Raw genomic sequence first — 19,801 nt, 5'->3', positions numbered from 1 at the left:
GTGAGCGAGCTACTCCTGGGCGCGGCCTCCCTCGATGTCACCCCACCGCCAGGACACCGCCTGGACGGATACGCCGCTCGCGCGGACCTGGCCACCGGTACTGCGGACCCGTTGCGGGCGACGATGATCTGGCTCAGTACGGCGGACTCGCCGGGCGTGCTCTGGTTGAGTCTGGACGCGATCGCGGTGGGCCCCGCCCTGGTGGCCGAGTTGTCCGCGGCAGCCGCATCGGCCGCGGGGATCCCGCCGGAATGTGTGGTCGTCTGTGCCTCCCACACCCACTCGGGCCCGTCCGGGTGGACCGGACAGATCCACCCGGTGATCCCCGCCTCGCGGGAACCGTCGCTGTACGAGCCGCTTGTCGCGGCAGTCGCCTCGGCCCCTCTGCAGAGGCAGCCGGTGCGTGCTTCGTGGCGGTCGGTGGAGGTCGTCGGCGTCGGGACCAACCGGCACCGCAAGAACGGCCCGCACGACAACACGGCCGGCGTGCTTGCGTTGCACTCGCTGGATGGTTCGCTGGCCGCGATCCTGCTCGACTTCGCCTGTCACCCGACCACCTATGGGCCGGAGAACCTGCGCTGGTCCGCAGACTGGCCGGGCGCGGCTCGGGCGGCTCTGAGCGCGGACTCCGTGGTGGTGGGGTTCCTGCAGGGCGCCGCCGGCGATGTGAGCCCCCGCTTCACCCGTCAGGGTCGTGGTGCGCAGGAGGTCGACCGCCTGGGCGGACTACTTGCCGCCCGCGTCGCCGCCGCCCTGGCCGGACCAGGCCTCGACCTACCCGCCGTCGCCCCGGCCATCCGGCGTACGACGGCTCGGTTGAAGGTGCGGGATCTTCCCGCACCGGCGGAAGCGGCCGCGATGGTTGCTACCGCCGCGGCCGGCATCCACGGTGGCCTCGACGAACCGGCGGTCCGGATCGCGCAGACCCGCCTCGACGGTGCTCGCGGTCAAGCCCTGATGTCGGCCGCGGAGCTCCCCGAGTACCTCGATCTTCCCGTCAGCGTGGTCGTCTTCGGCGAAGTGGCCTGGGTGCACCTTCCGGTCGAACTCTTCGCCATTCACGGCGCCTGCCTGCAGGCGGACAGCCCGCACCCGGTCACGCGGGTAATCGGCTACACCGACGGCTACTACGGGTACGTCGTCGACCCGGACGCCGCCCAGCGCAGTACCTATGAAGCGCTCATCACTTTCTTCGACCAGCCCGCCACGAACCACCTCCTCGGCACCGCCTCCGCCCTCCTCGGAGTGACCCGCTAACTCTCCGCGCATCCCAATTCAGCTCGGGCGAAACCCGCCCCGGCATCCGCACCCCCACCGCGTGGCACCTCAAGACCTGACACCCCTGCGGCGCCGGGTGACGCTCAGAGGGCTAGTTCGGGTTGGAGTATTTTGGCGGGCCAGACGCGTTGTTTGCGGGCTGCCAGGGCTGAGGCGGTGATGCCTGCGAGGAGCCAGGCCGTCAGCACCAGGAGGTCCTTGCCGAGGTTGGGTCCGGGGCCGCCGTACATCAGGTGGCGGACGCCGTCGATCGCGTAGCTCATCGGCAACACGTGGTGGAAGAAGTAGAGCGGTGCGGGGATCGTCTGCCACGGGAAGGTGCCGCCCGCGCTGACCAGTTGGATCACCATCAGGACCAGTCCGAGGAACTTGCCCACGGCACCGAACCAGGCGGACAGTGCGTGCAGGATCGCTACGAACGTCAGCGACGTCAGCATCAGGTAGCCCACCGTCAGCCACGGATGCGCGGTGTCGATCCCGAGGACGATCACCACCGCGGTGAACACCAGCGTCGCCTGGACCGCACCGAGGATCGCCGGCGGCAGCCAGCCGCCGAGGGCGACCCGCAGAGGTGCCTGCAGACCAGCCAGCGCCCGGGGTGACAACGGCCTGACCAGCAGGAACAGCACGTAGGCGCCGATCCAGCAGGACAGGCTGAGGAAGAACGGCGCCAGCCCCGCGCCGTAGCTGTCGGCCGTCGCCTGCGAGGTGTTCGTCAGGCCGACCGGGGCTCCGAGGGTCTCCGCGACCGCCTTCCGTGCCTCGGGCGACGGGTTCGGGATCCGCTTGGCGCCGTTGGTGAGCGCGGTGTTGAGCTCGGTCGCGCCGGTCTTGAGCTTGCCGACGCCGGTCGCCAGGCTGTTCACGCCGGTGAGCAGTTCACCCTGGCCGGCCACCGCCTGCTGTTCGCCAGTCGCCAGCTTCGACGCGCCCGCTTGCAGCGACGCCACACCCGTCCTCAACTGGGTCGCACCTGTGCTGAGCTTGGTCGCGCCAGTGGACGCGCTGTTGATCCCGGCGGTCAGAGCCGGTGTGGCGTTGGCCAGGGCGGTAGCGCCGTTCGACACCTGCCGAGCGCCACTGGCGAGCTGGTTCAGCTGCTTCGAGGTGGACTGGATCTTGGTGTTCGCGGTGACAGCAGGACCACGCAGCTTGGCCGTTTCCGCGAGGACCTGGTTGATCTGCGCCTGAGTGAACCCGCGAGCCTTGAGCCGCGCGGCCAAGTCGCCATCGAGCGTGCTCAGGTCCTTCACCAGCGTGCCGGACGCGGTCGCCACCTGCTGCCCGGTGGTCGCGATCTTCTCGTTGCCATCAGCAACCTGATCGGCGCCGCTCGCCAGCTTCTTGGTCTCGGCCGGCAGCGTGGCGGTCTTCGTCTTCAGGGTTCCGAGCCCGGTGCTCAACTGACTCGCGCCACTCGAGAGGTCAGTGGCGCCCTTGCCTGCCTGAGTGAGGCCGGTGGAGAGCTGGGTCGCGCCCGCCGAGAGCTGCTTCTGCGCGGTGTTCAGCTGCCCGGCTCCGGTCTGCAGCTTGGTCACACCGGTCGCGGCCGAGGTGAGACCGCTCTGCAGCTGCCCGGCGCCCGTCGCCGCCTTGGTGATCTGCCCGTGGATCGTGCTGAACCCGGCCAGCAGCTTGCTCGCCGCAGTCTCGCTCACCTGGGCGGCGACGGTCTTCGTCACCTGCGCGACGACCTGGTTCGCGATCGTGTGGGCGAGATAGTTGTTCGCGTCGTTGGTCAGCAGTTCGAGATTCGCCTGCCGTGGCGCGAACTCCGCGCTCGAGGCGAGATCCGCCGAGAATGTCTTCGGCAGCACCAGCGCGAACTCGTACCGCCCGTCGGTGACGCCCGCGTTGGCCTCCGCCCGGTCGACGCGGTGCCAGTCGAAGCTCTTCGACTTCACCAGTTCGTCGGCGACCTGGGGGCCGACCGACAGCTTCTCGCCGGTCGACAGGGTGGTCCCCTCGTCCTCGACGACTACCGCCGTCGGGACCTTGTCGAGTCGCCCGTACGGGTCGTGGTTCGCGTACAGGTACAGCCCGCCGTACAGCATCGGGACGCACAACAGGGCCACCACCGCCAGCTTCGGCAACCGCCCGGCGGTCAACCGGCGCAACTCGCTCAGCGCCATCCGGATGGCCGTCATACCCCGTCCTTCACGACTTCGTCGTCCTTCTCTGCTGCAGCTTCTGTTTCGGCCGGCGCTTCGGGTTCGGCCTGTACTTCGGACGCCGGCGCGGCGGGTTCGACCTGCACGGGGTCGGGCTGATTCACCGAACCCAGCTGTGCCGCCGGTACGCCGAGCAACCGGGCCGAGGCATCCGCGCAGGTGATGAGCACGCCGTATCCCCGGGACGCCAGATCCCGCCCGACGCCGTACCAGTCGTGAGGATCCCCGCCGAGCCGGTCCGGCATCGTCAGGATCACCACCTTCACGTCCTTCCGCGCGACGGTGAGCTCCGCGAGCAACTCCGTCCGCACACTCACCGGCAAATGCTCGAACCGCCGGTCGGCGTACTCGGACCACTCGTGCTCGCCCAGCCACTCGCGCACCGCTTTACGCCCTGCCTTGCGCCCACCGATCGCCAGTTCCTCGCCGACAACCGTCTGCACCGGCAGGGCGTCGTCCGGCTCGGTGATCCCCGGCGCGTCCACCACAGCGACACTCCGGCGGAGCAGGCGGCCGTCGGGGTGCCCGTCGAGCTTCACCTCGCCACCGTCCGGCTTCAGCCGACCGGACAGACCGAGCGCGGCAGCGACGTGACCAGGGCCGGGATAGCCCGCGAGCAGCACCACCTGGTGGTCGCCGACGTTCACCGACGTCGGCTGCAGCATCGGCGCGTGCGGACCTTGCACGCTGATCGCGTAAGCCCTGAGCTCCACTGTCGCTTCCCCGTTCAATACGTTTGTGTATCCAATACAAGACTGTATCGTACGGCTATGGAAACCCCCAAGCGACGTCGCTCCGCCACCCGCGCCCGGCTGCTGGAAGGTGCCCTCGAGGTGTTCGCCGAGCGTGGTTTCCACGGCGCGTCGGTGGAGGACATCTGTGAGCGGGCCGGGTTCACCCGCGGCGCCTTCTACTCGAACTTCGGGTCCAAGGACGAACTCGTGCTGGCCCTGTTCCAGGCGACCACGGATCGCCTGCTGGAGCAGATCAGCGCGCTGCTGCCCGACCTTGCGAATCAGCCTGGATCGCTGCTCGACGCAGTACTGGGGTTGCTGGACGACGCGGCGCCCGACCAGCGGCAGTGGCACCTGATCTCGACGGAGTTCACGCTGCACGCGCTGCGGAACGCAGACGCGGCCAAGGCGCTCAACGAACAGCGCGCGATGTTCCGCGAGCAACTGACCCGGCTGGTCGAGGAGATCACCGCCGCGAGCAACCTGCGGCTGTCCGTGCCCCCTGAGCAGTTCGTCCGCCTGGTGATGGCGCTGCACGAGGGCGCGCGCTCGCAGTACCTGCTGGAGCCGGCGAAGGTCCCGGCCGGCTCCCTGGAGCACACCTTCCTGCCGATGGTCCTGGAGACCATCAGCAGTTAGGGACTGTTGTCAGTCGACCTTGATGTTGACGGTGTGCAGGCCGGTGGAGCCGTTCGGGGCGGGCGGGGCCTGCGCCTCGATCTGCGGGTTGCCCTTGGCGTCGAACGCGCGGACCTGCAGGACATGGTTGCCGCGCTGCGCGTCCCAGCTCCAGTGCCACTGCCGCCAGGTGTCGATCGACGCATCCGTGGCGAGGGTCGCTTGTTGCCAAGGGCCCCCATCAACGCGGACCTCGACCTTGGACACCCCGACGTACTGGTCCCACGCGACCCCGGCGACGGTGACCTGACCACCCGACGCCTTCGACCGCGGTACGTCGATCCGCGACGACAACTTGATCGGCCCGAGCTCGTCCCAGCCGCGGGGCGTCCAGTACGCCTCGAACTGGTCGAACCGGGTCACCTCGATATCCACCAGCCACTTCGTCGCCGACACGTACCCATACAGCCCAGGTACGACGATCCGCACCGGGAACCCGTGCTCCAACGGCAACGGCTGCCCGTTCATCGCGAACGCGAGCATGGACTCGCGATCGTCCAGCAAGGTGCTCAACGGAGTACCGGCGGTGAAGCCGTCCTTCGAGGTCGACTGGATCGCGTCCGCGTCCTTCGAGGGCCCGGCCTCGGCGAGCAGATCCTTCAGCAATACTCCGGACCAGAGCGCGTTGCCGATCAGGTCGCCGCCGACCTCGTTGCTCACACAGGTCAGCGTGACCCACTTGTGGATGACCCTGCGCTTCAGCAGGTCGTCGAAGGTCAGCTCGATCTCGCGCTCGACCATGCCGTGGATCCGCAGCTTCCAGTCCTTCGGCTGGATCAGCGGCACGGACAACGCGGTGTCGATCCGGTAGAAGTCGTCGTTCGGAGTAGCCCACGGCGTTGCACCGGCAGCCTGTACTCCGGCCGGTGGTGCCAGGGTGGGCGGCTTCGGCAGGGCGAGGGCAGCCCGGGCATCCGTCACGGCGGAGCGGCGGCCACCGACGACCCTGCCGAGTGCGCCTACCGCGACAGTGCCGAGGGCGACGCCTGCCGTGAGCTGGAGGAACCCGCGCCGGCTGACTCCGTCCTCCTCGGCGCCGCCGAGGTCAGCGAGCCGGTTGGAGAACAACCTCAGGACGAGAAGGGCGACGATCCCCGCGACGAACGACGGGACGAACCCGGTCTGCCCGGCGTCGGGACGCGTCGCCGCGGCGATAACGGCCACCCCGGCCAGGACGATCACGACGAGCGCGCCTGCCCAGTACCGGCGTACGGCGAGAATGCCGCCGACGGCGGCCAGCGCGAGCAGAACGACGAGGATGCCGGTCTTCAGCGCGGTCTTGTCATGCGTCCCGAAGAGGGAGATCGCGAGGTCCTTCAGCCACGGCGGGACCCGGTCGATGAAGGCCGAGCCGATCGCCACCACCGGCGTCTGTGAGGTGCCGAGGACCGCGGCGGCCACGCTACCCGCCGCGAGTCCCGCGAGCGCGGCGAGGATGCCACCGATCGCTGCGCGGATGAGGGGCAGGCGCCGGGGCTGAGGTTGGTTCACCTCTCAACAATCGCTCGGTCGGGCACCCGACACCAGCCGGGTGCCACAACCGTTAGTTCCAGGTAACCGGTATTGCGGCAGGTCATGCCCGGCGCTTGGGCACGACGGTAGACCGATCGGTCCGGGTCGGGCCGGTCAGCGGGTGATGGGGCCGAGGCTGGGCCGGCCGTTGGGCCAGCGACGGGCGTTGTCCCGGACCCGGCGGAGCCTGCCGAGCACGAGCTCCCGCTCGTCCGCCAACTGGGACATCCACAGGCTGTCGATCTCCAGGAGGTGGTCCGGCAGCGCTTCGCGCAGCCGCCGCTTGCCCTCCTCCGTGAGGACCGCGAACGACCCGCGGGCGTCGTCGGGACAAGGCTCCCGGCGCACCAGGCCGAGGTTCTCGGCGCGGTCGACCAGCCGGGTGATGCCGCCGGTGGTGACGGTCAACTCCCGGGCGAGTGAGGTGAGACGCTGCTTCTCCCCGTGGCTGCGGGCAAGCCGCAGCAACAGTTCGAACATTGCCATTTGCAGACCACTGCGCTTGAGAGAATTGCGCATCAGGTGATCGAGTTCGGCCGCTGCTTCACGCAGCAGGCCGTACGCGCTGATCAGGTCGCTTTCCCAGGGTTCGGCGACATGTGTGGGTTCTGCATCGGCGAGCGCTCGGGGCGAGCAAAGCGAAGGCGCGATGGTCATGCGCGGACTCTATTAGCTGACCCGGTCATTTCGCTACACGGGGTGACCTTTCGGCTACAGGTCGGGACGCGTTCGATGGCAGCTTGAGCGTGACTCCGGCCTGCCTGTGGATAACTTCCGCGGCGGTCGGCCGATCTTTGCCAGGCTTTCCCCGTCAGGCGAAACCAGCGGGAAAGCGGGGAACCGATGAGCGAGAACGAGGACCAGTCACCCTTCGGCCGGGGGTTCGTCGCCGCATGCATCGTGATCGGAGCCATTCTGGCCTGCGGCGGTCTGCTCATCATCACCGGCCTCTCGTCGGACGCCTCCTCCGCACCCACCCCGGCATCGTTGCCAGCCCCAGCGGGCATCGACCTGGCCGCGGAACCAGCCGGCCCCGCCGGTACCGCGGGCCCGGCAACCCCCGCCGGTACGGGAGGCCCGGCTACCCCCGCCGGTACTGCGGGCTCGGCGACGCCCGGCTCCGAGGATCTCGCGGGTGACTCTGGTCGCGACGGCGCGAGCCGGTGTGGACTGGCGGCCGGCGACCAGGCCATCCCTGCCTCGGCGCCTGCGGTCGACGGCTGGGAGGTCACTCGCCGGGTGGTGGTCCCGCGCTCGGCCGCCTACGGACCCGCCAAGGTCGACGCCGACGGTTTCCGCCGGTGCTTCGCGCACTCCCCGACCGGCGCGGTCTTCGCGGCGTACAACGCGATCGGTGCGATCGCCGACCAGCGCAAGGCGGTCGCGACGGCCGGCAAGCTGATGCTGCCGGGCCGCGACACCGACGCCCTGATCAGGGAACTGCGGTCCGAGCCGGTGAGCGACAGTTCCGACTCGGCCCAGCCGGTCGCCTACCGGGTGCTCGACGCCTCCCGCGACCGCGCGACGGTGATGCTCGCGATGCCGGTCGAGACGGCGTTCGTCAGCGCGACCCTCACTCTCGCGTGGTACGACGGCGACTGGCGAGTGGTGCCGCCGCCGGCCGGCGAAGCGGTCGGCGCGCCCTTCGCCCAGCGCCGTGACCTCGACGGATTCGTGGCCTGGAGTGGTATCTGATGTGCGGCAAGCTCGAGATCGGCTGCTCGATCAAGGAAGGCTTCCAGTCGATCGTCACCGGGCAGTTCGACGCCCTGGCCACCAAGATCGGTGAGCTGGCATCGGCCGGCCTGCAGGCGGTCGCCACATTCTGGATGAAGATCGACAGCCCGACCCTGGACCCGCAGCATTCGGACACCGGCACTGCCGCCAGCGGGTCGATCGAATTCCTGCACGGCCACGCTCTGGCGGTGTCGGGCGCGATCTTCACCTTCGCCATCCTGGCAGCGGGCCTGCGGATGGCCTGGGAACAGCGCGGCGAGCCACTCCGGGAGTTGCTCAAAGCAACGATGTTGTTCGTCCTGGTCGCCACTGCCGGGACAGCCTTCCTGCAACTGCTGGTCGCCTTGTCCGACGAGTTCGCGATGGAGGTGGTGCAGAGCGCGACTCCGAAGGACCAGCAGTTCCACCTGGCCCTGGGCGCGATGGTGGTGAAGGGTGGAACGCAGGCCGCGACCAACCAGCTTCCGCTGCTGGCGGCGATGTTCCTCGGGGTCGCGGTGTTCTTCGCGGCCGTGATCCAGGTCGTGCTCATGCTGATCCGCTCGGCGATGCTCGTCCTGCTGGCCGGAACCTTCCCGATCGCGGCGGCAGCAACGAACACCGAGGTCGGCAAAGCCTGGTTCAAGAAGTACTGCGGCTGGGCGCTGGCCTTCATCGCCTACAAACCCGCGGCCGCGTTCGTCTACGCCGCGGCGATGAAGATGAACCAGGCGGGCATGACGAACCAGTCAGGCAACGGCCTGGTCCAGGCGCTGACCGGCCTGATGATGATGCTCCTCGCAGTCTTCGCCCTACCTGCCCTGCTCCGATTCGCAGTACCCCTGACAGCAGCCGTCTCCGGCGGCAGCTCAGGCATGGGCAGCGGAGTCGCAGACCCAGGCGGCGCTGCCTCCGGCGCCGTCTCCATAGGCCGCTCCGCCTTCGGCGGCCGCTCATCCTCAAGCGGTGGCGGCGGGGGAGGAGGCGGCGGCAGCAAAAGCGCATCCGGCGCAATCGGCGTCGCAGCAAGCGGCGGCCTAGCCGCAGCCGGCGCAGCAGTAACCGGCGCCAAGAAGGCCGGCGGAGCCCTAGCCGCCGCGGCCTCCCACTCAGCCGGCGAATCCGGCGGAGGTGGCTCCTCGGGCAGCACCTCCAACAGCTCAGGCGGCCGAGGCTGGGGCGGCTCCCGCAAGAACTCCGCCCCAACCACCCGCACCCCCGAACCCACAGGTCCAAAGGGCAGCAAGTAACCACCCCACCCGACAACACCTGTCTCGCACACGCCCACCTGCAGCAACCACCGCCGAGACCGTCCAGCCCGACCAACCATCCGTGCGGACTGACCTGGGGGCGGTGTGAGGATGGGGTCATGGGGCTGGAGCGGATTGCGTTGATCTCGGATGTGCATGGAAATCTGACCGCGCTCGAGGCGGTGCTCGCGGATATCGAGGCGAGGGGGATCGAGCGGATCTTCAACCTCGGCGACTACGTGGGCAAGGGCCCACGGGGCAGTGAAGTGGTGGATCGGTGCCAGCAATTGTGCGAGGTGAACATCCTCGGCAACTGGGACGACTTCCTGCCCGACCCCGACCGCGAGTTCGACAACGAGGCCCTCCGCTGGTGGAAGAAGGAACTCCGCGAGGACCAGTGGACCTGGTTGCGCGCCCTCCCGTTCTGCCACGACTTCGTGCTGAGCGGTCGGCAGATCCGGCTCTTCCACGCGTCGGAGACGACCGTGCACCGGCGGGTCCGGTTCGACCATGACGAGCGGGAGTTCCTCGCCATGTTCGAAAACACCGAGGCCACCGGCGACGGCCCGATCCCGAACGTGGTCGGCTACGGCGACACCCACGACGCCTTCTACGAGGTCGACCTCGGCGGCCGCACCCTGTTCAACACCGGCAGTGTCGGCAACAGCATGAGCGACCCCACCCCGGTCTACGTCATCCTCGAAGGCGTCCCCGACACCCCCGACCCGGCCCCGTTCTCCATCCAGTTCGTCCGCGTCCCGTACGACGCCGCCGCCGAGCTGGAGGTCGCCCGCGACCTCGGCATGCCCGACCTCGACGGCTACGAAAGCGAAATCCTCCACGGCATCTACCGAGGCGACTTCTACTCCAACGCCCCGCCCACCTACCACCGCCCACCCCACTAACAGCTATTGGAGCTGGCGGGGGCTGGCGGACGTGGCTCGGGCTAGCGGACGAGGAGGGCTTCGGAGCCGATGGGTTGGTAGCCGGCGGCTAGGAAGGTTCGGGTGGAGGCGGCATTGCCGGGGGTGACCTGGGCCCAGATGTGGGCGGTCGGTGGGATGAGGGCGCGGGCTGCTCGGGCGAGGCGGCGGCCGTGGCCCTTGCCGCGTTCGCCTTCCGGGACCTCCAGGGCGCACTCGAGGCGGCCGGCGAGCCCGCGCCCGGTCAGCACCAGCCCGCCGTACGAATCGGCGTACACGTGTACGTCGTCGCGGTACCGCCAAGCTCGCTCGACGCGCGGGTGCTCGTGGTCAGTCAGTTCCGTGAGCCCCTCGATCGCGGCGGCCCGCTCGACGGGATCCACCAACGCAGGCGCGAGCAGCATCGCGTCGATCGCGTTGACCCGGCGGCCGGTCAGTTGCTCGAGTGCGTAGAGGAAGGGCGGGTTGAGGGGCGCCGAGAGATCCCCGGGCGGGATGCGTTCGGCGACCCAGGCGGGGTCGACGTCGGCGGCGACCACGATGTGGCCGGTGAACGCGACGACGCAGCTCTCCCGGTCGGACGGCGCCGGGACGACCGTGACGCTCAGGTCCGGGGCGGGGAAGACGCCGCGTTCGATGCCGCGCAGAATGTCAGCCAGAGTTGTCATCACGAGCCATTGTGGAGGAGAACCCTCGCGGGCTCAGACGGCGGATCCGCCCACGAAGCGGTCGCGCCACGAGGTAAGTGGACAGGGAGGCAGACGTGCGGAAGCCGGAGCGGGTCGGGGCCGAAGGGCTGCCCGAGCGGGTGACGATCTACGAGGTCGGACCCCGGGACGGGTTGCAGAACGAGGACGCGATCGTCGACGTGGCGGTGAAGGCGGAGTTCATCCGCCGACTGGTCGACGCCGGGCTGACGACCGTCGAGACCACCAGCTTCGTGCACCCGAAGTGGGTGCCGCAGCTCGCTGACGCCGCCGAACTGCTGACCATGCTGGACCTCCCCGAGGGCGTTCGCGCCCCGGTCCTCGTCCCGAACGAGCGCGGCCTGGACCGTGCCCTCGAGGCCGGGGTCAGAGAGATCGCGATCTTCGCGAGCGCGACCGAGACCTTCGCGGCGAAGAACCTGAACTCGACCGTGGACAACCAGTTCGCCATGTTCGCCCCGACGGTCGAACGTGCGCTGGCACAGGGATTGACGGTCCGCGGCTACGTCTCGATGTGTTACGGCGACCCGTGGGAGGGCGATGTACCGATCGACCAGGTGGTCAAGGTCGGTGCGCGCCTGGTCGAGCTCGGCTGCCACGAACTCTCCCTCGGCGACACGATCGGCGTCGCGACCCCGGGCCAGGTGATCGCGTTGATCCACGCCTTCACCGCCGCCGGTGTTGGTGTGGACACGCTGGCCGTGCACTTCCATGACACCTACGGCCAGGCGCTCGCCAACACCCTCACCGCGCTCCGCGAAGGCGTCACCACGGTCGACAGCTCCGCGGGCGGGCTCGGCGGCTGCCCGTACGCCGAGAGCGCGACCGGCAACCTCGCCACCGAAGATCTCGTCTGGCAGCTCGACGGCCTCGGCATCCAGACCGGCGTCGACCTCGAGAAGCTGGTCGCCACCAGCGCGTGGATGTCCACCCAACTAGGCAAACCCTCCGCCAGCCGAGTAGTCCAAGCCCTCGCTGGCTGACTACTGATCGTCAGGTATATCCGTTCTCCGCAGACCTCGCCTGTGACGTTTTCCCTTGTGGATAAGGGGAATCTGACGCTCTGACGGTTTGCGTCCGGACTGACACGGACGGTAGTATCGAACACATGTTCGCCCGTGATGTGCCGCCTGACGTGGCCGCGTTGAGTGCGGCCGAGACGCTCGCCTCGGCCGCACAACTGCACGCGCAACGCAACCGCGCCGACGTCGAACTGCTCGAACTGGCCCTGCACTTCGCCGACCTGCACCCCGACCCCGCCACCGTGCCCGGCCACCACCGGGTCCCCGGTGGAGAACGCGGCGTCGTGTACGGCGGACCGGGCTGCCCGGCGGTCGCGGAGTTCGCCGTGGCCGAGTTCGGCGCCGTGACCGGCCGCTCCACCGGCTCCGCCGCCGCCTACCTCGGCCAGGCCCTGGCGCTGCGCCACCGGCTGCCCCGGATCTGGGCCCAGGTCCGCTCCGAGCACGCCACCGCCTGGAAAGCCTGCACCATCGCCACCGCCTGCCTGCACCTGTCCGAACAGGCCGCCGCGATCGTCGACGCCGAACTCGCCGGCATCGTGGACACCGTCACCCCGCACCGGATCGCCAACATCGTCCGCGCCGCGCTGTGGCGAGCCGACCCCGCAGCCGCCCAGGCCGCCGCCGAGGCCCGAGCCAGACAACGCGGCGTCTGGCCCGGCCGCACCGACGAACACGGCACCACCACCTTGTACGTCAAGGCCGCCACCGGCGACATCATCCGCCTCCACGCCACCCTCACCCAGCTCGCCGACGCCCTGGCCGACCTCGGCGACACCGACCCCCTCGACCAACGCCGCGCCAAAGCCATCGGCATCCTCGCCGACCCAGACCTGACCCGCGAACTCCTCACCGTCGCCCAGCACCTCACCAACACCCCCACCCCGGCACGGCCTCAGCCACTGGCATCGGCCGTACCGCGCCCACAGGCACCGCCACCGCCGCCCTGTGACCAGGCCCCGCCAGGCGACTCTCAGCCTGCCAGCACGCCCCAGGCCGAGCAGACGGCCACAGCCGAGCAGGCGGCTACAGCCGAGCAGGCGGCTACAGCCGAGCAGGCGGCTACAGCCGAGCAGGCACCACCTCTCGAGGACCAACCGCACGTGGATGACCGGTGCGAGCCCCGCCTCGACGCCGAGCCCGGCCCGGACGACGAAGCCGACCGCGACGCACCCCACCCCAGCGAGCCGGCATTCGACGAACGATCCGAACCACTCTCGGCACCCGACCACAACAACACCAACAGCGGCGACAGCGGCAGCAACAGCCGTCACATCAACCCGGCCGAACCAACCACCGACGCGGGGATGGACGCCGCCGCGCGCCGCGAACTCGCCCGGAAACTAGCCGCCATCAAACAAGGCGCCCACAGCAACCACCCCACCAGCGGCGCCGGCACCACCGACAACCGCACCACCGACGGCCACACCGGCGGCGCCGAGAGCACCGGTCGCACCGGGCGCAAGCCGGCCCGGACCACGACCCTCTACGTGCACATCACCGACCAGACCCTGCTCGCCGGCGGCGGCATCACCCGCGTCGAACGCTTCGGCCCCGTCTACGCCGCCCGCCTCCAAGAACTCCTCGGCCACGACCAGATCACCGTCAAGCCCGTCATCGACCTCAACAACAAGATCAGCGTCGACGCCTACGAAATCCCCCGCCGGATCCGCGAACACCTCAAACTCACCCACCCCGTCGAACAATTCCCCTACGGCACCGCAGAAACCACCCACCACACCGACCTCGACCACATCCAGCCCTACAACTTCAACACCACCGGACCACCAGGCCAAACCAGCACCACCAACCTCACCCCGCTCCGGCGCCACAGCCACCGGGTCAAAACCCACGGCCACTGGACCGTCCACCGCCTCGACGACGGAGCCCTGCAATGGACCACCAAACACGGCTACACCTTCCGCGTCGACCACACCGGCACCCACCCCGTCGCAGACCAGCCATGACCCCCATGACCTGCGAGCGCCCCCGGAGATCTGGTGGTTCGCGGAGGGTCAGGCGCCGGCGCCCGGGAGGGTTTCGGAGAGTTCGATCATGTTGCCCCAGGGATCGCGGAAGAAGGCCAGGCGGCGGCTGATGTCGTCGATCTCGAAAGGGTCGCCGATCAGGTCGACACCGCGGCGGGCGAGTTCCGCGACAGCCTTGTCCACGTTGTCCACGTGCACGCAGATGTGCTGGTAACCACCGTGCTGCAGGCTGACCCCGAGATCGTCGAGCACCTCGTTCGGGAACGGGACCGGGCCGGCCAGCAGTTCCAGGTGGAAGTCGTCGTCGTTGGCAGGGCTGAGGTACGCGAGCTTGAGATCGCCGTACGGCCACTCCTGCAGCACGCGGAAGTCCAGCTTCTCGACGTACCACTGCTTGGCGGCCTCGTAGTCCGGCACCCTTACGCCGACGTGGTGGCCGGCGAACGACGCGAAGGGGCTGGACGGGTTCTTCGGGGGATTGCTGGGCATCGGCATGATCTGTCTCCTCGAGCTCGAAGCGCGGACGAGCTCAGTCAAGAGCGCGGCATCTCCGCGCAGAAGGCGGAGCAAGGCCCTGGTCAACCTAGGTCTGGCAGACCCACCCACCTCCTCGCCGGCGGAGCTGCCAGCGAGCGAGACTGGGAGCATGAACGAGCTGGGTGAATTCCTCCGCTCCCGTCGGGCCCGCCTGACGCCACCGGAGGTCGGCCTGCCCTGGCGCTCGGGGAGCCGTAGCGTGAGCGGACTGCGACGTGAGGAGATCGCCTTGGTCGCCGGCGTCAGCGCCGACTACTACACGCGTCTCGAGCAGGGCCGAGCCAGGAACGTGTCCGCGCAGGTCCTCACGGCCGTCGCCGACGCGCTCAGGCTCGACCAGCTCGAGCGGCAACACCTCACGGATCTGGTCAAGCCGACCGGGCGGCCCGACCAGCCACGCCCACCGAAGGCACGACCGGCGATCCGGATGATGCTCGACGCCCTGGACCCGGTGCCGGCGGTCGTCCACGGACCGCGGCTGGAGGTCCTCGCGATCAACCGGATGGGCAAGGTGCTGATCGACGACTTCGACGCGATGCCTGCGGCGGAGCGCAACATGGCCCGCTGGATGTTCCTCAACCCGAAGGCGCGCGAGGTGTACCCGGACTGGCCCGAGATCGCCGCGCAGATGGTCGCGATCCTGCGCGCGGCGGCCCGCCCCGATGCGTCGGACCCACTGCTCGCCGCACTGGTGGGAGACCTGACCACCCGCTCAGACGAGTTCGCCCGCTTCTGGGCCGACTACAAGGTCTTCAAGCACACGCATGGCACCAAGACGTTCCACCACGAGGCCGTCGGCGACCTGCGGATCAACTACGAGTCGCTCGTGCCGGCCGCGGATCCGGACCTCTCGTTGATCATCTACAGCGCCGCCACGGGATCGCCGTCGGAGGAGAAACTGAAGCTGCTCAGTAGTTGGGTCACGTCTCGGCCGTTATCGGTTCCCGGCGAGTCAGCGGCAGCCTCTCGCGAGTGAGCTCGTCGGCGGGGGTCTCCACGAAGAGAACCAGTTCGGGGTGGGCCGGTACGGAGAGCTCGGTGACGGTGAAGTGGAGCTCGCCGGCGATCGGGTGGACGACGTGGCGGGGCCGCGGGCTGCATTCGGCCACCTCGTGCTTCGACCACAGCTCGTCGAACTCCGGGCTCAGCTTGCGGAGCCGGGCGAGGTCGGTCTCCCAGTCAGGATCGCCGATGTGTTCCCCGTACGCCGACCTGAGCCGGGCGACGAGGTACGGAACCTCGTCCTCTAGTTCAGCAGTTGCTCCCGCGCGAGTGGCTCGGTGACGATGCACCAGAGCAGGTTCTTGTGGACGCAGGGCAGCGTGTGCCAGTCGTGGAAGAGATCGCTGAACGCTTGGTTCGGCTGGATGATGTCGAAGCGGGTGTTCGTGATCACCGCCGGCAGCGGATCGAGCGCGTCGAGGATCTCGGTCAGCACCAGCTCGTTCGCACACTCGCGGGGCTTCGGCCGCACTGTCGTCGCCTCGGCCAGACGATAGAGGTGCGCGCGCTCGGGTTCACTCAGCCGCAGAGTCGCCGCGACGGCGTCGAGCACCTGGCCGCTCACGTTGATCGGGCGCCCCTGCTCGAGCCACGTGTACCAAGTCACCCCGACGCCTGCGAGTTGGGCGAGCTCCTCGCGCCGCAGGCCTGGAGTACGGCGTCGTCCGCCCGGCGGCAGGCCGACAGCCTCGGGGGTCACCTGGGCGCGGCGCGCCTTGAGGAACTCCCCGAGCTCAATCCGTCGGGTACTCATCCAGCCATGCTGACACGCACCACCGACAGTTTCACCGGGATTGCGCGGGCGCGGCCGGCGTACCCCAGGTGGTCAGGCAGAACGGATGCCCGGCCGGATCGAGAAACACGCGGAAAACCGACGGCGCAGGCTGTACTGCGGTCTTCGTGGCGCCGGCCGCGAGTACCTGGGCCTCTTCGGAGTCCAGGTCGGCCGTCTTGAAGTCGAGGTGGCACTGCTGCGGCACGCGGGGTTCGGGCCAGGTCGGCTCGCGGTAGTTCAGATCCCGCTGGAACCCCAGGCTGAACCCGTCGCAGCGCAGCTCCACGAACGTCTCGCTGGAGACGGTGATCTCGCCACCGCAGACCCGCTGGTAGAACTCGGCCAGCCCGCGAGGCTCCGGACAATCCAGCGTCGGCCCCCAGAACGGCGCGACCATCTACTGCTCGATCGGCCGCGGGATCCGCCGCACCAGGCTCTTGTCGGCGTACTGACCGACCCGGTACGTCGACCAGCCGTCCACGCCGGCGGCAACCGCACCGCCGAGCAGCGGGACTCGCCGGGTCACCATCAGGCCCATCCGCTTGCCGCTGATCCGGGCGATCAGCTCACCGACGACCTCGCCGGAGACCAGCCGGTCGAGCTCCGGGTCGAACACCGGCGCGGTCGCGATCGCCAGCGGTGACGTCGGCAGGCTCGACTTCTTCAGCCGGTCGTCGACACCTTCCTCGCCCAACATGCAGGTGATCACCGCGGTCCGGACTCGCGGATCGTCGAGGTCGTAACCGCGCAGGTGCGCGACCGCGGCGATCATCCGGGCCTGCACGACGGCGAGGCCGGTCAGGTTCGCGGGCAGCGCGACCGGCAGCGTGACGAGTCCGCCGATGCTGGTGACGAAACCCTGCACTCCGGCCAACCGGATGTGCTGGTCGATCACGGCGTCGACCGCCAACTGCGCGTCGTTGCCGTTCTTGGAGAGCTGGCGTTCGGCGACCTTCTCCGCGCCCGGGAACCGTTGATAGCCGTCGATCGCGATCTCGAGGACCTGACGGAGCACACCCGCCGCGGCCTGCGGGGCGAACCGCTGGGCGGCAGGCGCGAGACTGCTGGCGACGAACCTGGCTACTCCGGCCACAGCACTCCTTCACAACTCGGGCACCCGCCCCGGGGTTCCGGCGGCGGGTGCAGCACTTTCAACTCTACGTGGCTGCCCAGCGCGCGCCACTCGGGAGAAACCCCGGCCGGTCCCCCACCGGGGCAGTTTCCCCACCGGCCCGGCCCTCACCGGGCGATACGTTCGGCGGATGAGACTGACTGTGGTCGGCTGCTCGGGCTCCGCGCCGGGTCCGGATTCCGCCGCGTCGAGCTATCTGGTCGAGAAGGACGGTTTCCGGTTGCTGCTCGATCTCGGTGCGGGCGCGGCCGGGCCGCTCCAGCGGTACGCCGCGGCGGAGGACATCGGAGCCGTGATCCTGTCGCATGCGCACTCCGACCACTGGTCGGACGTGACTCAGCTCAGCTACTACCGTTCCAAAGCGGTCCGCGACGGATCCGACTGCGGTCCCATCCCGATCTTCGGCCCGTCGAACATGAACCCGGTGCTGACCACCAACCCGGACGACTTCACGACCACGGTCATCCAGGCGGGTGTCCGCATGCTCGGTCCGCTGACCGTTCGGCTGGTGGGCGTGCGGCACGGTGCGCTCGGGTGCTGGGCCACGAGGGTCGACGATGCCCTCTGCTACACGGCCGACACCGAGCCGTGTGCCGCAGTCGAGGAGCTGGCCGTGGGCTGTGGAGTGTTGCTCGCCGAGGCTTCGGGGTTCGATGCCGACGGGCCGCTGCGCGGGCACCTCACTGCCGGGGACGCCGGCCGGCTCGCCGCGAAGGCGGGCGCCAGGCTGTTGATCCTGACCCACCTCCGCGCCTGGCAGGACCACCTCCGGCTGCTCGACGAGGCCTCGCAGCTGGCGGGCTGTCCCGTCGTCCTCGCCCAGCCCGGTATGCGCGTCGCCCTCTGACGGCCCGCCCGGCGTTTGGTTGTTCGGGGCGTAGGTCAGGATGGTGGGGTGCCTCTCGAACCACCAGCCTCCGTGTGGGACTTCCCGCCGGTCGCGGTCGCCGGTCCCAGCGATGTCGTCGCGGCCGGGGCTGATCTCGAACCGGGCACGGTGCTCGCGGCGTACCGGCGGGGGCTGTTCCCGATGCCCGACAGCCATGGACCGCTGCTCTGGTGGTCGCCGGTCGACCGCGGCGTGATCGAGATCGACGGGTACGCGCCGTCCCGGTCGCTGCGCCGGGCCCGGCAGCGCTTCGAGATCCGGGTCAACACCGCCTTCGACCAGGTGATCCGCGCCTGCGCCGACCCCAGCCGGCCGGGTTCGTGGATCGACGCGGACATCATCGCGTCGTACACCCGGCTGCACCGGATGGGCTGGGTCCACTCGGTCGAGGCCTGGGACGGCGACGAGCTCGCCGGCGGCCTGTACGGCGTGGCGATCGGCGGGTTGTTCGCCGGGGAGTCGATGTTCCACCACAAGACCGACGGGTCGAAGGCGGCCGTCGCCGGACTGGTCGAACTGCTCGACGACAAGTACGCCGCCGACCGGGTGCTCGACATCCAGTGGGTGACCGACCACCTCGCCACCCTCGGCGCCGTCGCGATCCCTCGCGAGCAGTACATCCGCCGGGTCGAACGCGCCCTCACCCTCCCGCTCCCGGACGCCTTCAGCTGAGCTCCTGGGTGAGTCCGATGAAGTCGGCGAGCTGGGACGTGGCCTGGAGGAAGAACTCGTCCGCGGGATCCATCGTGCCGACCAGCTGACCGAACAGCTCGAAGCTGATCATCCCGAACAGCTGCGTCCACGCGATCACCGTCCGCACCAACACCTTCGGCGGTACTCCGGGCGCCATCTCCTTGAACACGGTGAGCTGCTCCGCGAGCAACCCCAGCGGTTCCGGCGCCTCGGCAGGAGCAACCAGTACTCCGGTGTCCTGGGCCCGGCTGAGTATCCCGAGCAGCACGACCGCGACCCGTCCGGCCGGCTGGATCGTGCTCTCGGGCGCCTTGTACCCGGCGACTGGCGAGCCGTAGATCAACGCGTACTCGTGCGGATGCGCGACCGCCCAAGCCCTGACCGCCTGGCAGACCGCGAGCCAAGCCGTAAGCGGATCGTCCTGGTCCTTGGCCGCGGCTTCCGCCTTCGCCCCGAGCGCGTCGTACGCGTCGATGATCAGGGCGGTGAGCAGGTCGTCGCGGCTGGGGAAGTACCGGTACAGCGCGGACGAGACCATGCCGAGCTCGCGGGAGACGGCCCGGAGCGAGAGGCGCTCGGCCCCTTCGGCCGCCAGTTGGCGGCGGGCGGCGTCCTTGATCTCCCGCGTCAGCTCGGCACGGGCACGGTCGCGGGCGGTTCGTCCGGCGTTCATGGCGGTCAGTCTGCCATGAGCACCGGACTAAATCGAGAGCAGTGCTCTTGACATGTACCGCGTGTCGGTGTTCACTGGTCACAACAGAGAGCACCGCTCTCGCAAACTGGGAGGCGATCCT

19 protein-coding genes and 1 pseudogene are annotated in these 19,801 nt (G+C 69.3%); 10 read left to right on the top strand and 10 right to left on the bottom strand.

All coding sequences use genetic code 11. The features are described from left to right. On the top strand, positions 1–1,257 hold the full coding sequence (locus tag EV644_RS09795; RefSeq protein WP_132190046.1) for a neutral/alkaline non-lysosomal ceramidase N-terminal domain-containing protein: 1,257 nt from the start codon (positions 1–3) through the stop codon (positions 1,255–1,257). Between the two features lie 104 nt (positions 1,258–1,361). Here the strand turns inward: EV644_RS09795 and EV644_RS09790 are convergent, their stop codons facing one another. Then, positions 1,362–3,425, bottom strand: a complete 2,064-nt coding sequence (locus EV644_RS09790; protein WP_132190047.1) for a YhgE/Pip domain-containing protein — start codon at positions 3,423–3,425, stop codon at positions 1,362–1,364. After that, positions 3,422–4,162, bottom strand: coding sequence for a hypothetical protein (locus EV644_RS09785; protein ID WP_241998468.1), 741 nt, complete (start codon positions 4,160–4,162; stop codon positions 3,422–3,424). Before EV644_RS09785 ends, EV644_RS09790 begins: the two co-directional genes overlap by 4 nt. Positions 4,163–4,219: 57 nt before the next feature. Between EV644_RS09785 and EV644_RS09780 the strand changes: the two genes are divergently transcribed. Next, on the top strand, positions 4,220–4,822 hold the full coding sequence (locus EV644_RS09780) for a TetR/AcrR family transcriptional regulator (protein ID WP_132190048.1): 603 nt from the start codon (positions 4,220–4,222) through the stop codon (positions 4,820–4,822). 9 nt (positions 4,823–4,831) lie between these two features. Here the strand turns inward: EV644_RS09780 and EV644_RS09775 are convergent, their stop codons facing one another. Together EV644_RS09775 and EV644_RS09770 are read right to left on the bottom strand one after the other, a co-directional pair. After that, positions 4,832–6,352, bottom strand: coding sequence for a molybdopterin-dependent oxidoreductase (locus EV644_RS09775; protein ID WP_132190049.1), 1,521 nt, complete (start codon positions 6,350–6,352; stop codon positions 4,832–4,834). Positions 6,353–6,487: 135 nt separating this feature from the next. Then, positions 6,488–7,030 (bottom strand): MarR family winged helix-turn-helix transcriptional regulator, encoded by a 543-nt coding sequence (locus tag EV644_RS09770; RefSeq protein ID WP_241998469.1) that lies wholly within the window; start codon positions 7,028–7,030, stop codon positions 6,488–6,490. Between the two features lie 186 nt (positions 7,031–7,216). On the opposite strand from EV644_RS09770, the gene EV644_RS09765 reads away from it, so the two are divergent. From EV644_RS09765 to EV644_RS09755, 3 genes are all read left to right on the top strand, one after another. After that, positions 7,217–8,068 (top strand): DUF8175 domain-containg protein, encoded by an 852-nt coding sequence (locus EV644_RS09765; protein ID WP_132190050.1) that lies wholly within the window; start codon positions 7,217–7,219, stop codon positions 8,066–8,068. Then, positions 8,068–9,339, top strand: coding sequence for a TrbL/VirB6 family protein (locus EV644_RS09760; RefSeq protein ID WP_132190051.1), 1,272 nt, complete (start codon positions 8,068–8,070; stop codon positions 9,337–9,339). Before EV644_RS09765 ends, EV644_RS09760 begins: the two co-directional genes overlap by 1 nt. A gap of 119 nt (positions 9,340–9,458) precedes the next feature. Then, positions 9,459–10,244, top strand: a complete 786-nt coding sequence (locus EV644_RS09755) for a metallophosphoesterase family protein (RefSeq protein WP_132190052.1) — start codon at positions 9,459–9,461, stop codon at positions 10,242–10,244. 41 nt (positions 10,245–10,285) lie between these two features. Here the strand turns inward: EV644_RS09755 and EV644_RS09750 are convergent, their stop codons facing one another. Further along, positions 10,286–10,930: a GNAT family N-acetyltransferase gene (locus tag EV644_RS09750; protein ID WP_132190053.1), complete on the bottom strand. Its 645-nt coding sequence runs from the start codon at positions 10,928–10,930 to the stop codon at positions 10,286–10,288. Positions 10,931–11,025: 95 nt separating this feature from the next. Here EV644_RS09750 and EV644_RS09745 point away from each other — a divergent pair, with 95 nt between their 5' ends. Together EV644_RS09745 and EV644_RS44450 are read left to right on the top strand one after the other, a co-directional pair. Then, positions 11,026–11,952 (top strand): hydroxymethylglutaryl-CoA lyase, encoded by a 927-nt coding sequence (locus EV644_RS09745; RefSeq protein WP_199239723.1) that lies wholly within the window; start codon positions 11,026–11,028, stop codon positions 11,950–11,952. 125 nt (positions 11,953–12,077) lie between these two features. Beyond that, positions 12,078–13,958, top strand: coding sequence for a hypothetical protein (locus EV644_RS44450; RefSeq protein WP_158292778.1), 1,881 nt, complete (start codon positions 12,078–12,080; stop codon positions 13,956–13,958). Between the two features lie 48 nt (positions 13,959–14,006). Here EV644_RS44450 and EV644_RS09735 read toward each other — a convergent pair whose 3' ends face one another. Next, the gene (locus EV644_RS09735) at positions 14,007–14,474 is read right to left on the bottom strand and encodes a VOC family protein (RefSeq protein ID WP_132190055.1); all 468 of its coding nucleotides are present in this window, start codon (positions 14,472–14,474) and stop codon (positions 14,007–14,009) included. Between the two features lie 151 nt (positions 14,475–14,625). On the opposite strand from EV644_RS09735, the gene EV644_RS09730 reads away from it, so the two are divergent. Further along, the gene (locus EV644_RS09730; RefSeq protein WP_132190056.1) at positions 14,626–15,492 is read left to right on the top strand and encodes a helix-turn-helix transcriptional regulator; all 867 of its coding nucleotides are present in this window, start codon (positions 14,626–14,628) and stop codon (positions 15,490–15,492) included. On the opposite strand, the pseudogene EV644_RS47720 reads toward EV644_RS09730, so the two are convergent. The 3 genes and pseudogenes from EV644_RS47720 to EV644_RS09715 all read right to left on the bottom strand — a co-directional run bounded on the left by EV644_RS47720 (position 15,437) and on the right by EV644_RS09715 (position 17,386). After that, positions 15,437–16,272, bottom strand: a pseudogene (locus tag EV644_RS47720) (helix-turn-helix transcriptional regulator). The gene EV644_RS09730 and the pseudogene EV644_RS47720 sit on opposite strands and share 56 nt — an antisense overlap. A 31-nt stretch (positions 16,273–16,303) precedes the next feature. Then, positions 16,304–16,690: a VOC family protein gene (locus EV644_RS09720; RefSeq protein ID WP_132190057.1), complete on the bottom strand. Its 387-nt coding sequence runs from the start codon at positions 16,688–16,690 to the stop codon at positions 16,304–16,306. Further along, complete coding sequence (locus EV644_RS09715; protein WP_132190058.1) at positions 16,691–17,386, bottom strand: EcsC family protein; 696 nt, start codon at positions 17,384–17,386, stop codon at positions 16,691–16,693. 169 nt (positions 17,387–17,555) lie between these two features. On the opposite strand from EV644_RS09715, the gene EV644_RS09710 reads away from it, so the two are divergent. Continuing rightward, the gene (locus tag EV644_RS09710; RefSeq protein ID WP_241998470.1) at positions 17,556–18,272 is read left to right on the top strand and encodes an MBL fold metallo-hydrolase; all 717 of its coding nucleotides are present in this window, start codon (positions 17,556–17,558) and stop codon (positions 18,270–18,272) included. A gap of 48 nt (positions 18,273–18,320) precedes the next feature. Continuing rightward, positions 18,321–18,986, top strand: a complete 666-nt coding sequence (gene aat, locus EV644_RS09705) for a leucyl/phenylalanyl-tRNA--protein transferase (RefSeq protein WP_132190059.1) — start codon at positions 18,321–18,323, stop codon at positions 18,984–18,986. Here the strand turns inward: aat and EV644_RS09700 are convergent. Beyond that, entirely contained in the window at positions 18,979–19,680 is a 702-nt protein-coding gene (locus tag EV644_RS09700) for a TetR/AcrR family transcriptional regulator (protein ID WP_132190060.1), read from the bottom strand. The genes aat and EV644_RS09700 overlap by 8 nt on opposite strands. Between the last annotated feature and the right edge of the window lie 121 nt (positions 19,681–19,801).

The organism is Kribbella orskensis, from assembly GCF_004342085.1.
Lineage (GTDB): Bacteria > Actinomycetota > Actinomycetes > Propionibacteriales > Kribbellaceae > Kribbella > Kribbella orskensis.
This window is presented reverse-complemented; position numbering and strand designations above follow the sequence as displayed.

Coding starts and splice junctions, on each gene's coding strand:
- EV644_RS09790 (WP_132190047.1), bottom strand. CDS start 3,425: ATGACGGCCATCCGGATGGCGCTGAGCGAGTTGCGCCGGTTGACCGCC.
- EV644_RS09780 (WP_132190048.1), top strand. CDS start 4,220: ATGGAAACCCCCAAGCGACGTCGCTCCGCCACCCGCGCCCGGCTGCTG.
- EV644_RS09770 (WP_241998469.1), bottom strand. CDS start 7,030: ATGACCATCGCGCCTTCGCTTTGCTCGCCCCGAGCGCTCGCCGATGCA.
- EV644_RS09765 (WP_132190050.1), top strand. CDS start 7,217: ATGAGCGAGAACGAGGACCAGTCACCCTTCGGCCGGGGGTTCGTCGCC.
- EV644_RS09760 (WP_132190051.1), top strand. CDS start 8,068: ATGTGCGGCAAGCTCGAGATCGGCTGCTCGATCAAGGAAGGCTTCCAG.
- EV644_RS09755 (WP_132190052.1), top strand. CDS start 9,459: ATGGGGCTGGAGCGGATTGCGTTGATCTCGGATGTGCATGGAAATCTG.
- EV644_RS09750 (WP_132190053.1), bottom strand. CDS start 10,930: ATGACAACTCTGGCTGACATTCTGCGCGGCATCGAACGCGGCGTCTTC.
- EV644_RS44450 (WP_158292778.1), top strand. CDS start 12,078: ATGTTCGCCCGTGATGTGCCGCCTGACGTGGCCGCGTTGAGTGCGGCC.
- EV644_RS09735 (WP_132190055.1), bottom strand. CDS start 14,474: ATGCCGATGCCCAGCAATCCCCCGAAGAACCCGTCCAGCCCCTTCGCG.
- EV644_RS09730 (WP_132190056.1), top strand. CDS start 14,626: ATGAACGAGCTGGGTGAATTCCTCCGCTCCCGTCGGGCCCGCCTGACG.
- EV644_RS09720 (WP_132190057.1), bottom strand. CDS start 16,690: ATGGTCGCGCCGTTCTGGGGGCCGACGCTGGATTGTCCGGAGCCTCGC.
- EV644_RS09710 (WP_241998470.1), top strand. CDS start 17,556: ATGAGACTGACTGTGGTCGGCTGCTCGGGCTCCGCGCCGGGTCCGGAT.
- EV644_RS09700 (WP_132190060.1), bottom strand. CDS start 19,680: ATGAACGCCGGACGAACCGCCCGCGACCGTGCCCGTGCCGAGCTGACG.